General features: G+C 42.0%; 13 protein-coding genes and 2 pseudogenes. 6 read left to right on the plus strand and 9 right to left on the minus strand.

Annotation, left to right across the window (positions count from 1 at the left end; all coding sequences use genetic code 11):
* The 3 genes and pseudogenes from IM322_RS08725 to lnt all read right to left on the minus strand — a co-directional run.
* Positions 1–136: pseudogene (locus IM322_RS08725) on the minus strand (ISL3 family transposase); the annotation flags it as partial.
* Between the two features lie 469 nt (positions 137–605).
* Positions 606–848: a DUF8620 family protein gene (locus tag IM322_RS08730; RefSeq protein WP_286824385.1), complete on the minus strand. Its 243-nt coding sequence runs from the start codon at positions 846–848 to the stop codon at positions 606–608.
* Positions 849–907: 59 nt separating this feature from the next.
* On the minus strand, positions 908–2,434 hold the full coding sequence (gene lnt / locus IM322_RS08735; protein ID WP_287676480.1) for an apolipoprotein N-acyltransferase: 1,527 nt from the start codon (positions 2,432–2,434) through the stop codon (positions 908–910).
* A 237-nt stretch (positions 2,435–2,671) separates the two neighbouring features.
* Here lnt and IM322_RS08740 point away from each other — a divergent pair, with 237 nt between their 5' ends.
* Positions 2,672–3,430 (plus strand): GAF domain-containing protein, encoded by a 759-nt coding sequence (locus IM322_RS08740; RefSeq protein ID WP_287676481.1) that lies wholly within the window; start codon positions 2,672–2,674, stop codon positions 3,428–3,430.
* A gap of 81 nt (positions 3,431–3,511) precedes the next feature.
* Here IM322_RS08740 and IM322_RS08745 read toward each other — a convergent pair whose 3' ends face one another.
* A complete protein-coding gene (locus IM322_RS08745) occupies positions 3,512–3,898 on the minus strand; it encodes a hypothetical protein (protein WP_002799133.1) in 387 nt (128 codons plus the stop codon).
* A 269-nt stretch (positions 3,899–4,167) separates the two neighbouring features.
* Positions 4,168–4,284 (minus strand): annotated as a pseudogene (locus IM322_RS23680) (helix-turn-helix domain-containing protein); the annotation flags it as partial.
* Between the two features lie 91 nt (positions 4,285–4,375).
* On the opposite strand from IM322_RS23680, the gene IM322_RS08755 reads away from it, so the two are divergent.
* The 5 genes from IM322_RS08755 to IM322_RS08775 all read left to right on the plus strand — a co-directional run bounded on the left by IM322_RS08755 (position 4,376) and on the right by IM322_RS08775 (position 8,756).
* The gene (locus IM322_RS08755; RefSeq protein ID WP_287676478.1) at positions 4,376–5,359 is read left to right on the plus strand and encodes a CAP domain-containing protein; all 984 of its coding nucleotides are present in this window, start codon (positions 4,376–4,378) and stop codon (positions 5,357–5,359) included.
* 273 nt (positions 5,360–5,632) lie between these two features.
* Entirely contained in the window at positions 5,633–6,262 is a 630-nt protein-coding gene (locus IM322_RS08760) for a ribonuclease D (protein WP_287676477.1), read from the plus strand.
* Between the two features lie 294 nt (positions 6,263–6,556).
* Positions 6,557–7,207 (plus strand): DUF3318 domain-containing protein, encoded by a 651-nt coding sequence (locus tag IM322_RS08765; protein ID WP_286825618.1) that lies wholly within the window; start codon positions 6,557–6,559, stop codon positions 7,205–7,207.
* A gap of 114 nt (positions 7,208–7,321) precedes the next feature.
* Positions 7,322–8,317, plus strand: a complete 996-nt coding sequence (locus tag IM322_RS08770) for an anti-sigma factor antagonist (RefSeq protein WP_190719505.1) — start codon at positions 7,322–7,324, stop codon at positions 8,315–8,317.
* On the plus strand, positions 8,304–8,756 hold the full coding sequence (locus IM322_RS08775; RefSeq protein WP_287676475.1) for an ATP-binding protein: 453 nt from the start codon (positions 8,304–8,306) through the stop codon (positions 8,754–8,756). The genes IM322_RS08770 and IM322_RS08775 overlap by 14 nt, the downstream gene beginning before the upstream one ends.
* Positions 8,757–8,762: 6 nt before the next feature.
* On the opposite strand, the gene IM322_RS08780 is transcribed toward IM322_RS08775, so the two are convergent.
* The 4 genes from IM322_RS08780 to petN all read right to left on the minus strand — a co-directional run bounded on the left by IM322_RS08780 (position 8,763) and on the right by petN (position 11,952).
* The gene (locus IM322_RS08780) at positions 8,763–10,208 is read right to left on the minus strand and encodes a serine/threonine-protein kinase (protein ID WP_287676474.1); all 1,446 of its coding nucleotides are present in this window, start codon (positions 10,206–10,208) and stop codon (positions 8,763–8,765) included.
* Between the two features lie 198 nt (positions 10,209–10,406).
* Positions 10,407–11,660 carry an exonuclease subunit SbcD gene (gene sbcD / locus IM322_RS08785; RefSeq protein WP_287676473.1) on the minus strand — a complete coding sequence of 418 codons (1,254 nt, stop codon included), beginning with the start codon at positions 11,658–11,660 and terminating at the stop codon, positions 10,407–10,409.
* A 42-nt stretch (positions 11,661–11,702) separates the two neighbouring features.
* Positions 11,703–11,846, minus strand: coding sequence for a hypothetical protein (locus IM322_RS08790; protein WP_002768280.1), 144 nt, complete (start codon positions 11,844–11,846; stop codon positions 11,703–11,705).
* A 16-nt stretch (positions 11,847–11,862) separates the two neighbouring features.
* A complete protein-coding gene (gene petN, locus IM322_RS08795; RefSeq protein ID WP_012265708.1) occupies positions 11,863–11,952 on the minus strand; it encodes a cytochrome b6-f complex subunit PetN in 90 nt (29 codons plus the stop codon).
* Positions 11,953–12,185: the final 233 nt, after the last annotated feature.

Raw genomic sequence — 12,185 nt, forward strand, 5'->3', positions numbered from 1 at the left:
CGCTCTCTAACCGACAACGAGGACAGGTTGCTTTTTGATTTTTCGATTCGATTCGGCCAACTATACCGATATTTTCTAGGTGTAGATAGCCTTGAATAGACGTTCCTGTTAGGTTCAAAAATTTGTCAAGCATCATAAGTAAAATACTCGGGTTTTTGGCGATTATATCAAATTTTAACTCAATTGTCTATCTTTTGGTATTAACCTATTTGTGCCGTAAGTCTCTCCCTGTATAGATTTCAGCTACTTTTAGGCGTAGGCACTCTCATCGAATTTTATTTTAAGTTAATTATTTGCATAACAATTACCGAAGAGCCATTTTTATCAACTAGGAAAAATAACTTCTAGGGGAGCGGGAATCATCTCGCTACGAAAGTCAAGAATCTGAACTAGGATTTGCGGCAAAAAGTTTTTCCTGGGTATAGGGTATAGGGTGTAGGGTGTGGGGTGTGGGGTTTTACCGATTTTGAGGGGGTCAATTACCTAATTTTCAGGGAAAAAGTACCTCAATTTTACCCCCGATCACTCCCATATCTGGTACTTTTGGATTTCAAAAAAGTCTAAAAGTCTTATCCAGCAAGGTTTTTAGCTTCTTTCAGCAGACCCTATTTAGGGGACCAGCGCTCTTGAATTTTATTAATCGCCCAGCTGACAATCGCCCCCGCAATTAAAATACTAATAGCAGGATTGAATAAGGGCAGCCAAAGACGCTGAAAAAGTTTAAATCCTAGGGGAATTCCCGTGGATTCACCGATAACAGCCAGGGCAAACCAGAGAAAGCCCGCTATTACTAAAAACACATCAAATATTAAGATTCTATTCAACCACTTGACAAATTGCTCTTTCATTGCATCAAAAACTTAGGTTATTTAACAGTTTATTCACGAAAAAGTATACCACTGTCATCTTAATCCCAAGCTCTCCAGAGCCAAGCTAGTCCGGCAGTAATGATTAAAACTTTAGTTAACCAATCTCCCCAGCGCACATATAAAGTTCTCGTATCCCGTCGATAAATTGTTTCGCTATGGATTTGATATCTATCCAGATCCGATAGCCAAAGGTGATTACCGTGGGGATCCACAAAAGCAGAATAACCTGTATTGGTGGCCCGGGCCATCCATCGATCGGTTTCGATCGCTCGCATGGTATCCTGAGCATGGTGTTGAGCGGGCATGGCGTGGCTATAATGGGCGTTATTAGAAGCGGTAATAATAAATTCGCCTCCCCTAGCAGTTTGACGGCGAAAATGTTCGGAAAAAGCCGACTCGTAACAAATGCCCACAATTATTTTACCGAAAGGGCTGTCAATAATTTGATCAGGATTTCCCTGGATTAAATGCGCTTGCAAGGGAGAAAGGCGATCAACAATTCCGCCCAAAATTTCCTGAAAAGGAACGTATTCGCCTAAAGGCACGAGAATTACTTTATCATACCGACTAATCACCTGTCCCTCGCCATCAATGGTCAAGAGACTATTGTTATAACCCTTGTCCACCTTGCCAAATGCACCTAACCAGATCGGCGTTTTTTTGGCTAAAATTGCCGAATAAATCGAGCTATTATTGACTAAGTTCTCCCAATAGTAGGGTAAGGCCGTTTCAGGAGTTAAGACGGCATCTACTCCTCGATCGGCCAGAATTTGATAACCAGAGGTGTAACCTTCGAGCGCCTTTTGAAATCCCAGGGGCGAAAGTTTAATCGTGTTGGCAATATTGCCCTGAATGACGCCAATTTTTATCCCTAAATCCCTTGACTTTTCGATCGGTTTATGGTAAACATTCCATCCCCAGAGATGGAGGCTAAAACAAATGAGGAGGGGTAAAGAGAGAAAAGCGAGATTTTGCCGCGATTGACGGATTAGGAGCAAGCTTTCGGCGATTAAACCGTTAACTGCCACAATTGCCGCCGTTACCGTCGTAAAACCCGATAATTTGCCCAATTGCAGAATCAATAAATTATGGGGACTTTGGCTATAAGCAAGGGTAGTCCACCAGAGAGGGGATTGACTCCAGAGAGATTCTAACCCACACCAGAGGGCAGTGCCGATGAAAACCCGTAGGAGGGCATCCCGAAAAGATGACTGATTAAGACTTTTGTTGACATAAAACATGACTAACGTCCAAGTTAGCACGATCGCCGTTCCCCAAAAAGTAATAAACAACCAACAAAACAGGGCAATTAACAAACTCGCTAACCAGGGGACACCCATCCACGTCATCGGGTGAATTCCCGTGATCCAGAATAAAGCCAGACCATGGTAGGCAAAACCCCAGCCAAAACCGTATAAAAGCTGTTTTTTTAGGGATTTTTCCGCTAATCTCACAACAATCCACAGGGGGACGAGAGAAATCCATGCGAGTAACCACCAAGAAACCGGCGCTACTGTTAACCCCATCCCCACACCGGCCAAAATTGCCCAGAGAAAACGCACCATCTTTCACTCAAGTCAGGTTGAACTCGTCTGACCTACTAGATCAGAGTAGCTAGAGGGAAGACAAAAAACAAGAGAAATACAGAAGTTTTTCAGCACATCTACAATAGAGCAGTTAGCGAGTAAAAAAGCCCTTCCATGAGATGCTATGGCAAGCTATAGACTCAGACAAACAGGGATATGGGGAATGTCACCCTCACCCTGAAAGCCTAAACTCGGACTGAATAAATGATTGAATACATGGATAATTTTAACCCCAAATTAACGGCTCTGGCTCTTGTCTTGAATGTCGAGGAAAATCTCGAAGATATTTTTCGGAAAATAGCTAGTATGAGCGCTCATCAATTGCGAGCGCGGCACTGTTCAATTATGTTAAGCTCTCCACAGGAATTAAAAGGGGAAATTACCGATTATCTAGAAGTTTTTGCCCATTATGATGATCTATCACCTTTGGCTGATCAAGAAATAATTAAACTCGATCAAGTTATTGCCGACAGTGTAGCGGCCACAGGGAACCCTTTACTAATTAAGGATATCACTCGATCGCCATTTTCCACTGCAGCCCCTTATCCCAAAAGATCAAATAATAATAGTTTTATCTCCGTACCGATTATCCTAAACGAGCAGGTAATCGGAGTAATTAATCTCAGTTTTCCCCTAGACAAAAAACATTTTGAACCATTAGATTTAGAAATCTTGCAGTTATTCGCTCAACAGGCTGCCCAATCCCTGCAAATTTTTCATTTGCAAGGGATGTTAAAATCTCGTTTTGTGGCTATGGCAGTGACTAGAGAAATAGCAGAAATTCAGTCCGAACATTTGATCGCTGTCCCTCCTTATCCCCCGAAATTAGCCAAAATTGTCGCTAAGGCTTTTTTTAAAGAATTAACTCAGGCCGGTTTTGGAACCCATCAAGTTATTGAGATTGCTAATGAGGTTTTGAATTTACTACAAAAGACCCTTAATAAACATAGAAATCGTCTGGAAGGAAAAGATTGAGCGCTAGTCAAGGGTTAAAACCTATTAACCTGCCACCCCTGTGCAGTCCTAAGAAGTAATTGAGATAGTTAACAGCTTAATTTACTGATTACCGCTGCCGTCCTGCCGTCCTAATTCATAGACACCACAGGCAACACAGGCGAGAATACCGACACTAATCGGCCAACTTTTTCCTAAACTAATCTCGATTAACCAATCGGAGAAACCGCCGAGAATGAGAAAGGGAATAATACTAAAGATAGAGGCATAAAAAGCATTTTGGGATTCTCTGGCGACGCGAGTTTTTTCAAACTCCTCTAGGGAAGTATAGAGGAAACGCTCGGCAAAATTAAACCAGCCATAGAAAATTTCTATAAACCAATTTCGCACCCCAGCTAACCCCAGATACAATGCTAAAGACCAGAGACAGCTACCGGCAATAAAGGCCGGGGAAATATTGATAGTGAAGGGCAGAAAGTCGATTACCATAAATGAGAGCCACAGAAGTGGTAAATTTGAGTGAGCGGCTTGATCGATCTTAACAAGTCTTGACCCTTGCACCAAAAAGTTGACATCCTCACCGCCGGGGCCGGACGGTGATTTCCAAACCTGACGATTTGGGTTTCTGCTTGGGGTCCCTTACCGGGTTTCGCGGCTGCCTTGACAGATTTACCCCCCTCTGGTCAACAGGTCGCCACCAAGACTGGGAAAATGGGGAAATGGCGAAATTCAACTAAAACCCCTTCGCTGTGATTTCTCTGTGTTCTGACATGGAGAGCTTTATTGTCAACTAATCTTACACCGCCCAAGGTGCGCCGCAATAGCGACTCTTGTTCTGGTGTTGGGTAAAATCGGTAGCGATCGGCTTTCCCCATACCTGACGTTCTGGCATATATCCTGTAAATGCGCTAGTATTTAACAGTAAATCCAACCTAGAACGGCGGGGTTTCAGACCCAATTTTTTTGATGAAAAGTTTTTTTAAGAAACCTTATCGGTTAGGAATTTTGATGCTTGTATCGACAAGTTTAATGGCCTGTAGCGCCTTAAACTATAGCTCTTTTACGGAACTCGTGCCATCTTTCTCTCCCTCTCCCTCTCCTTTAGATGCGGCAACTTTACTTGTTTTAGAGAATAAAATCTATCAACAGGTCAATCGCTATCGTCAATCTCGTAATTTATCTCCCCTACTGTTAAATCGAGCAATTTCGCAACAGGCAAGATTACATAGCCAACGTATGGCCTCGGGTTTAGTTCCTTTTAGTCATCAAGATTTTGACAAAAGAGCGCAAACTATTGGTGTTTCGGTTCCCTATCAAGCGGTGGGGGAAAATGTGGCAGTTAATCAAGGTTATGATGACCCGGTAATGATTGCTGTGGATGGCTGGATTAAAAGTCAAGGTCATCGGGAAAATATGGAGGGAGATTTTGATAGTACCGGGATTGGAGTAGCGACGGATAATCAAGGGAAGTTATACTTTACTCAAATATTTCTAAAACGTCAATCCGCTCCCGTTTCTACTAATCCTCTTAGCTACGATCCTATCCAGAATCAATCTTTTTTAATCACCCTCGAAGAAAACACTAATTATCAAGTTAATCGCTACCGAATTTCTCAAAATTTACCGCCCCTACGTCTCGATGCTCGTATTAGTCATGAAGCTCGCTTATTTAGTCAAAAAATGGCCCATAAACAGGCTCCTTTTAGTCATGATGGTTTTGAGGGAAGAGTCAAGGCAGTACAAAGGAAGATTCCTTTAGAAAAAATGGGCGAAAATTTGGCTTTTATGAAGGGATATCCTGACCCCGTTAGCGTTGCCGTCAAGGGTTGGATTAATAGCCCCGGCCATCAAAAAAATATGGTTGGTGATTATAATCTCACCGGTATCGGTATCGCTAAAAATAATGTTGGCGAATATTATTTTACACAACTTTTTGTTAAAAAGCGTTGACAAAATCCCCCCAATGATATTTTAATTTAATTACCAGTTTTTAACATCAGTTATCAGTGATCAGTGATCAGTTATCAGTTATCAGATTTGAGTTATCAGATTTGAGTTTTCAGTGGACAGTCTTAAGTAAGGAGTATTAAATGGCATTAACAGTGCTGTCTTTTTACTGATTACTGATTACTGATTACTGTTTACTGTTTACTGATTACTGATTACTGATTACTGATTACTGTTTACTGATCACTGAAAAAAGCTCTCCTAACCCCTAACTATATGAACTTAGACAATTTTCAAGTGTGCGATCGAGATTTAAGCGATGACCTATTATCCCGTTATTTAGGGGTTAATTCGATCGCTGTAGATACAGAAACTATGGGATTAATTCCAGGGCGCGATCGACTGTGTTTAATTCAACTCTGTGATCCCAGTGGTTTTGTCACCGCTATTCGGGTTTTTAGGGGGCAAACAGAGGCTCCTAATCTGAAAAAGGTCATGGAGGATGAGCAGATAGAAAAAGTCTTTCATTTCGCCCGTTTTGATGTGGCTCAATTGTCCCAAACTTTTGGCATTGCCACTCAACCGATTTTCTGCACCAAAATCGCCAGTAAACTGGCTCGGACTTATACCAGCAGTCACGGTTTAAAAAGCCTCGTGCAGGAATTGGAAGGCATAGAATTAGACAAAACCGCTCAGAGTTCTGATTGGGGAAATGCCGCTAATCTTACCCCACAACAACTGAGTTATGCTGCTAACGATGTGCGCTATTTATTGTCAGTGCGAGATAAATTAATTGTGATGCTGCAAAGAGAAGAAAGATGGGAATTAGCCCAAAAATGCTTTAGTTGTATCCCCATCTTCACCGCTTTAGATTTACAGCAATACAAAGATATATTTGAGCATTAGTCGGCAAAAGTTACAGCCTATATTTTGCGAATAATACCAAATCGGTTTTTAATAGTATGATTGACTCCCAATCGAACCTTAAAAACCCAGTTATGGATTATTTCTCCCCACTCCCCACTTCCCCACTTCCCCATTTCCCCCCGCAACGCGCACGAAGTGGTCTCCCCACTTCCCTCACTGATTACCGACAACTGAAAATGCTCTCTACTGCCAAAAGCTGCCAAGATCACAAAAAAGACCGCTATGATCGAAAATAGAAATCATCGTCATTGGTAGAGAATAGGTAAAAAATCTATGACATCTTATGCGGCCTCCTCTGCACGAGCCGAAATGAGCGAACTTCGGCGCCTAAAAACCCTACTACCGCCAGAATTACAAAGTTGGGTAACGGTAGAAGGTTCCACAGAGGTTAACCCCCCCCTGATCCGTTGTGAAGAAATTGGCAGAGATGAGGTAGAAATTCAGATAGATTTAGCCAAATGGGAAAATTTAGCCATTGATCAGCGTAATCTGCTCTTTTGGCATGAAGTCGCCAGGATTCAAAATGATAGTATTCCCCGGGAAGGCTGGGAAATGGCCGCCCTCGCTATTGGCTTAGGTGGTGCGGTGGGGGAATTATGGGTACAGGATGGTTTATTATTGCTTTTGGCCATGGGATTATGTGGGATTTCCGGTTATCGTCTCTGGCGCAAAAATAATGGCGATAAAATTCTCAAAGAAGCGATCGAAGCTGATGAAAAAGCGATCGCCCTGGCCACCCGTTTCGGTTATTCTCTCCCCAACGCCTACAAGAGCCTAGGCAGTGCCTTTAAAACCCTAATTGAACAAACCCCTAACCGTCGTCTGCGTAAGCGTTATGAGACCCGTTTAGATGCCCTGAGAAAGGGTGCAGCCAAAGCGAAGGCCCAAACCCAAGGCCGTCCGCCCCTAGGTGAGATTCGTTAGCCGATAATCACAGGTAATCTCTGACATTACCCATTGGTATTTGGGGAAAAGTGTAGTAAACATTTAAGTGGGTCATCAGGCCTTGTTCATCTATCAAACCATCTCTTTGTGTCGATGACTTCCCAAATTCCTGAAACACGTTTTCTGATCATTCCGATGGAGTATCCGGTTTTGCGGATGCCGGATCGCTTGACTGTCTTGGAAGCAGTACAGTTCAAGGATCTGTTTCACCATCTCATCGCCCAAACACCCACTCCCGAAAAAGTCATTCTGGATCTGAATGCCACTCAATTTATGGATAGTAGTGGTGTGGGTGCTTTAGTCCATAATCTCAAAGCGGCCAGGGCAGAAAATATCGAGTTAGTGCTGGCTAACGTCCATCCCCCAGTGATGGGGGTTTTATCGATTACGGGACTAGATCAATTATTCACTTTCCAAACCTCCCCCCTAGCAGCCCAAGAAAAGAGCTTTACTGCCAATGAAAACCATCTACCGGAAACCCATCCCTCGATTCGCAGTTGGTTAAAGCGCGGTCTTGACATTGTTGGTGGGATCGTGGGTTTATTAATCACGGGGGTTATTTTTGTCCCCATTGCCATCGCTATTAAGTTAGACAGTCCCGGTCCAATTTTTTTCAGTCAAACCCGCTGCGGTTGGTTGGGAAAGGAATTTAAAATTCTTAAGTTTCGTTCCATGTGTGTGGATGCAGAAGCACTCAAGGATAAAATCCCCAATCAAGCGGAGGGAGCTTTTTTTAAAAATAAAAATGATCCCCGGATTACCCGGGTAGGAAAATTTTTACGTCGCACCAGTTTAGACGAATTGCCCCAGTTTTGGAATGTGATCACCGGTGAAATGAGTCTTGTTGGCACTCGTCCTCCCACCCCCGATGAGGTGGAACGCTACGATGTTCCCCAATGGCAACGTTTAGATGTAAAACCCGGTATGACGGGAGAATGGCAGGTGAATGGTCGCTCTCGGGTGAGTAATTTTGAAGAGGTAATTCAACTAGATTTGCGCTATCAAGAAAATTGGAGTTTAGGCTACGATCTACAACTGATTTTTAAAACAATTTTGATTCTCTTTCAAAAAAACAGTGGTGCCTTCTGAAGTCTTAAATTCCCCTTCTTTCCCCCTCCAATTCCATCTACAAGTCCAGACGGAATTGGCAGCTTTAATCCCAGTCCTACAATGGTTTGAATCTCACGGCCGCTCTTTTCTACCCGACTCGGTGCTTTGGCAGTGTAAGGTGGCTTTAGCAGAAGGATTTACTAATACTGTCCGTTACGCTCACCAACATTTACCACCGACTACACCGATCGATCTAGAATTAACTTTAAAGTCCCATTCTCTAGAAATAAGAATATGGGATCACGGTCAATCTTTTGATCTGCAAGCAAAACTTGATTCTCTACAACAACATCCCCTCGCACCTTTGGAAATGGAAAGCGATCGAGGATTAATTTTTATGCGTTCTTTTACTGATACTTTACAATATATCCGCACTGGCGAAGGGAGAAATTGTTTAATTCTCCAGAAAAGTTTTTAAGTCAATTTATCCCCTGCTAGAAACTCCGTCCATGGCACAGGTTTCCAGACGAGAAAAAAGAATTATGCCACCCCCCACACCCCACACAAGGGTGGGGAGATGTCCCCAGGGTGCTTTGAGAGAGAAAGTAATTTGATCGTAGTATAACCACTTGTTATTAACTCGCCAACCGACTTTTGTTCCAAAAGCGTTCCATTTTTGTTGATCATAATTGCCGCTTCCTCCCAAACTTTCATAGATTCTTTTCTGAACAGATATACCGAATTTTCCCTGACTATATTTTAACCAGAGTTGATTGATAGTGGCTAAATCTTCACAGGGAAAGTTATCTATGTCTTCTATCTTAAGATATTTTTCTTTAGTTTGATCGGCAACTTTTAAGAATAGATTAGCCGTTTCTTGATCTGCCTCTTGCCATTTTTCTTGCGCTAAGAAATCCCGTAGGTTAGTGTAATCAATTTCCTTGGCACTTTTGAGGTTAATTTCCTCCCTGGTGGCGGCTGGAAAAACTGGCAAAACCGTTTCTTGAATTGTATTCTGTGATCGGGGTTTTGGCGGAATCACGACGGCTAATTTTACTGCTAACTCTTGCAGGACTTCCCCATCTGATTGATAACGTTTTTTGGTGCCAAATTCAATTAATTTATCTAAAATTTTACCTAATTCAACACTAACAGGATTATTAATCAGGTACTGTCTCCATACCCATTCATGTTCACTCACATCGAATAATTCAAAGGGAGATATTCCCGTTAATAAATAGATACAAGTGACTCCCAAACTATATAAATCACTGCTATTAATCGCTTTGCCATTGCTTTGTTCCGGGGCGATATATCCCGCCGAACCGATCACTGTTCCTGTCAGGGAAAGATTAGCAATGGGCATGAATTTAGAGGCACCGAAATCAACTAAAATTATTTTATTATCGCTGCGTCTCCTAATTATATTAGCTGGTTTAATATCCCGATGAATGACTCTTTTAGCATGGATAAAATCAAGAATTGGCAAAATTTCTAATAAAAGATGTTTGATCTTTTCCTCATTGAAAACTCCCTCGCTTTGTAATTCTTGTTCTAGATTTTCTCCCTCAATATATTCTTGAACAAGATATTGTCGCCCATCATTGCTGGTAAAATAGGCATAGAGGGAGGGAATTTGTGGGTGTTGACCGAGATTATCTAAACTAATCGCTTCTTCTTTAAATAATTCCGCCGCTTTCTTGAGAGCATTACTGCCTTGAGCGCTAGGAAAAAATTGTTTAATCACACAATAAGGTTTAGAAGGTTTATCCTCATCAATTGCTTGAAAAGTTTTACCGAAACCTCCTTGACCAATTAATTTTATAGCACGATAACGATCTTTTAGTAATAATTGAAAGCAACATTTTTGACAGAATTTATCTGTAGGATCATTGTTATATAGACAATCGGGATTAAGACATAAACTCATGGCTTGTTTAAACAGGGATAGGTAAAATGTTTCAGTGAGCAGTAAACAGTAAACAGGTATAAAGATAAAGATAACTAACTAATTAACTTAAAACTTACATCTGATAACTTAAAACTTACATCTGATAACTGATAACTGATAACTGATAACTGATAACTGATAACTGATAACTGATAACTGATAACTGATAACTGATAGCTAAATCGAGGTTTCTTCCTCTAGCCAAATTTCTGGCTGTTGATTTAATAAAAGCTGGGCTGCCTCTAACATATCATCGACAATATCGCGCAAATCTGTCTTATTATCGATATAAGCTTTTAACGCTTCCATAGGATCTAATTGATTACCCACCCCTAATTCCGGTAAACGGGGACGGGTTAATTGACTAATTAACTCAGCCCGAATACTATAACTATGGGCAGTTTTTAATGCTTCGTCAAGCTGATTGGTGTTGATTAGTTCTAATTGTTCACTGCGAATTTTATAAACTAAGCGGATAACTGCTTCCTGAATATCGTGTTTTTTGAGAGCTTTCAGCAATTCTTTTTGGGGGTTTTCAGCCTCGGAAACATCCACTTCGATGGAACGGAAAGGACGCACGGGTAAAGGACAAAATTCCCATTTAACCTCTCCTTTAGCCACTTCTATTAAAACATAGCCCTTATCTTCTCTTTCCTCGCTAAAATCCACTCGATCGATGCTACCGGGATAGATAATGGGCGGATCATTGCTAGGATTAAGATTTTGGTGTTTGTGAACATGACCGAGGGCAACATACTCGAATTGTGGACGATTTAGCAGCGATAAAGGTACGGTAAAACCTTTACCAACTGCTAAAAATCTTTCCGCTCCTAAACTAGCTCGATCGGCCATTAAATGGGCTAATAAAACTGTTGGTAAACTTGTATCTAATTGGCGAATTTCTCCTTCTAAAACTGGTTCCAAACGGTTAATTAATAATTCATTTACCCCACTCAAGGATAAACCCTCGGTTTCGGGACGGGTTAAGAGAGTGGCGCGGGTTAACCAAGGTAAAGTAATTACTTGGATATCGCCGTTGCGGGTGGTGATGCGATGGGTGGTCAGGCGATCGCCAACAATAAACCCCGGCACCGCTAGGGTACGATAGATGGAGAGACTGACACCGCCATTACCCTGAGAATGTTGATCGTGATTACCCACTAATAACACCGTCGGGATATCAGCATCGGCAAGACGACGGAATTGACTGGCAAAAGCTTCGTGAACAAAAGGAGGAGGAGTGGCATCGGGAAAGGCATCTCCCCCAAAAAGCACTAGATCCACAGGGGAGGCAATAGCCCGATCGATACAGAGGCTCAAACTGCCCATAAAATCCTCTAAACGCGTGTTTAATCCCGTTTTTGGGTTTAAACGCCCATGGGAAAAACCACTCCCCATGTGAATATCCGATAAGTGCAGTATTTTAATCATAGTAAAGAAAAAACAGGCGCAATTAAGTACACCTGTTCAGGATTATTTTCCTAATTTTTTATCGCCATCTTGACGACGGCGATCCCGCCATTCTGTAGTCGTCAGGTAGAGAATGCCACCACTAACGACAACGAGGAGAATTAAGGCGACTAGAAAGAGAGTGTTAAGAATCAGGGATGTTTCCATGGTATCTATAGATTACCTAGAAACCGTTACGACCCCAAACCACCATGGCGATCGACCAAGTGAAAAGGGCGAGAATGCTAACCCAACCAAGTGTCAAAATATCCATAATTGCCTTTGTTAAACGAAATACTTAGGAGTTGACACTCTCCGCCCTAAAAGTGCGGAGATTCTTGGGCTGAATCTTGCCGCTACTAGCAGAGCTAATTTTGGTCTTACAGTTTCATGTCTAGTCCGACTACACCTACAAGGTAAGCACTCTTAAAGACTACTCCCCAAGCGTAAATTTCTGTGTGTCCCACAGTATTTAATTGTTTTTCGCTCTTACCATGTGGACTTACG

The organism is Microcystis sp. M109S1 (genome assembly GCF_020247025.1).
Classification (GTDB): domain Bacteria; phylum Cyanobacteriota; class Cyanobacteriia; order Cyanobacteriales; family Microcystaceae; genus Microcystis.

Bases quoted from the DNA above. Each gene is read 5' to 3' on its own strand.
- IM322_RS08730 (WP_286824385.1), bottom strand. From the start codon at position 848: ATGAAAGAGCAATTTGTCAAGTGGTTGAATAGAATCTTAATATTTGAT.
- lnt (WP_287676480.1), bottom strand. From the start codon at position 2,434: ATGGTGCGTTTTCTCTGGGCAATTTTGGCCGGTGTGGGGATGGGGTTA.
- IM322_RS08740 (WP_287676481.1), top strand. From the start codon at position 2,672: ATGGATAATTTTAACCCCAAATTAACGGCTCTGGCTCTTGTCTTGAAT.
- IM322_RS08745 (WP_002799133.1), bottom strand. From the start codon at position 3,898: ATGGTAATCGACTTTCTGCCCTTCACTATCAATATTTCCCCGGCCTTT.
- IM322_RS08755 (WP_287676478.1), top strand. From the start codon at position 4,376: ATGAAAAGTTTTTTTAAGAAACCTTATCGGTTAGGAATTTTGATGCTT.
- IM322_RS08760 (WP_287676477.1), top strand. From the start codon at position 5,633: ATGAACTTAGACAATTTTCAAGTGTGCGATCGAGATTTAAGCGATGAC.
- IM322_RS08765 (WP_286825618.1), top strand. From the start codon at position 6,557: ATGACATCTTATGCGGCCTCCTCTGCACGAGCCGAAATGAGCGAACTT.
- IM322_RS08770 (WP_190719505.1), top strand. From the start codon at position 7,322: ATGACTTCCCAAATTCCTGAAACACGTTTTCTGATCATTCCGATGGAG.
- IM322_RS08780 (WP_287676474.1), bottom strand. From the start codon at position 10,208: ATGAGTTTATGTCTTAATCCCGATTGTCTATATAACAATGATCCTACA.
- sbcD (WP_287676473.1), bottom strand. From the start codon at position 11,660: ATGATTAAAATACTGCACTTATCGGATATTCACATGGGGAGTGGTTTT.
- IM322_RS08790 (WP_002768280.1), bottom strand. From the start codon at position 11,846: ATGGAAACATCCCTGATTCTTAACACTCTCTTTCTAGTCGCCTTAATT.
- petN (WP_012265708.1), bottom strand. From the start codon at position 11,952: ATGGATATTTTGACACTTGGTTGGGTTAGCATTCTCGCCCTTTTCACT.